The organism is uncultured Campylobacter sp., from assembly GCF_938017775.1.
Classification (GTDB): domain Bacteria; phylum Campylobacterota; class Campylobacteria; order Campylobacterales; family Campylobacteraceae; genus Campylobacter_B.
The window spans coordinates 1-2,021 of sequence record NZ_CALIIU010000031.1 but is presented as its reverse complement, the minus strand read 5'-3'; the positions used below and the strand labels follow the sequence as shown (position 1 = coordinate 2,021).

Sequence of the window (2,021 nt, the reverse complement as noted above, 5' to 3'; positions counted from 1 at the left end):
AAGCGAGCGTAAAAAAAGAGATTATGCTGGTTAAAGACGCAAGCGTGATGCCGAAAATTTTATCGCTAAGCGCCATCTTATCGTTGTTTGCAAAGATCATATAGTCGATCCCCACGGCGCCTGATAGGATCAGCGCAAAGATCGCAAATATATTCACGCTCACGCCAAATGCGCTAAGCAGGGCAAGCACGGCTAAATTTGTCGCAAAAACGCAGATGACGATCAGCCATGCCGTCCGCGCGCCGAAAAACGCCCACAGCAGCGCGAGCGCGAGCGCGTATGCGGCACATTTTAGATACAAGGCGTTGATTTTGATCTGTGAAAACGCTTCGCTTATGGCGCTTCGCATATTTAGATGCAGCGCGCCCATCTGCGCGGCAAGCTCGCTTACGGCTGCTTTATCGCGCACGCCGCGCAAAAAAGCGATATGCGGATCGATGCTCGACATCGCGGCAAAAAGAACGGAGCTTCTAGCTTGCTCGTAGCTTAAAATAGGCGCATCTGCGATCTTGGCAAAGTTTGCGTCCACGAGCTCTCGGCTAAGCCCGAGACGTAAAAATGCGCTTCTATCGTAGTTTGCAAAGGCCTGTTTGATAAAGCTCTGCGTAGCGGGATCCAAAATCGGCGCGCCGGTGTATGAGTCTGCAAGACCGCGCGCCACGGCCTCTTTGGCTACCACGCTTGCATCGTTGCCCACGATCAGATCGAAGCTGGAGCCTCCGATGCTTACGAGCTTGGCGCTCATCGCGATCAGGTTTTTATCCAAGCTCGCGTATTCGCTGACGTCGTCCTTAAGCTCCATTTTAAAATACAAAAATGCAAGCAGCGCCGCGCAAACGAGAATGAGCGCTTTGAAGCTTAGGTTTATCTTGCAAAGCGCCTTTGCGTAGAGCTCAAGAGCTTTTGCAAAGAGCGGGGCGGGGCGAAATTCCGCTCCTTCAAGAAGCAGCGGCAGGGCGAAGTAGCTAAAGCAAAATGCCCCCGCAAGTGCGGCTATCGCAAAGATCGCGATCTCTTTGAGCAGAAAAAACGGGCTGAATAAAAATACGAAGTAGCCTCCCGCGGTGATGAAAAACCCTAGAAGCAGGATGTTTCGCATGCTTTTTATCGAGCGAGCTTTGATCTCGCGCGAGATGTTTGCGCCGAGCCAGTGCACCGCGTAATCCAGCATCAGCCCGATTAGGCTCGTCGAAACCACGGCGCTTAGGATGTGGATCGAGCCGCGGATCGCCATCGTAGCCGCTACGCCGCAGGCAAGCCCGAAAAGCGCGGGCAGCAGCAGGCAGAAGATCCGTGCGCGCGAAAATGCCGCCAGCAGCAGCGCCGCACACAGGCTAAGCGAAACGGCGCCCGCGACGGAGCTTTCACGCACGCCCGCGCTTTTGCCCAAAGCGCTAAAAAGGGCGGTGCCGGAGATTAAAATTTCGCTCTTTTGCGCCTCGCGCACCAGCGCGCTAAGCGCGTCGTCATTTGCTTTTGGAGCGAGCTTAGCAGTAGCGAGGTAGTGCGGCGCGCCGTTAATGATCGCAATAAAGCGGTTCTGCGTAGGATCGAGCTTGATTGCGCCGCGAGCGCCGAGGCGCGAATGAAGGCTAAGCGAGAAAAAATCCTGCGAGAGGCTAAGCGGACGAAATTTTGAGTAAAGCTCACGCGCGCTACGCTCAAAAAAGGCCTGCGGATCGCTTTTTAAAAGCTCCACGCTAGCATCATCGAGCATCGCGGGCGCAAAGCGCGCAAGCTCGCTCTGATACACGCTCGCGTCCTTTACCTCGTAAATTATGCTCTCAAAAAGCCCGCTTTTTTGCATATCTGCAATGAACGCGTCAAAGCTCGCTCTCTCTGCGCTTGCGACGATGATTTGCCGCGCGATCTCGCGGTTGAAATCCTCGACGCTCTGTTTCTGCTCGCCCGAAATTTCGATGCCGCTCAGCTCGTAAAAATCGGAATTTACGCGGTTTAAATTTAACGCTATAAAGGCGCAAAGCGCGATGAAAACCGCGCCGAATACCGTTAGGATCGCG

1 protein-coding gene is annotated in these 2,021 nt (G+C 54.0%); it reads right to left on the bottom strand.

Annotated features, from left to right (window positions below; genetic code table 11):
• Nucleotides 1-2,021, bottom strand: a 2,021-nt coding sequence (locus Q0537_RS04650) for a hypothetical protein (protein ID WP_299225502.1), incomplete at both ends; no start/stop codon positions are given.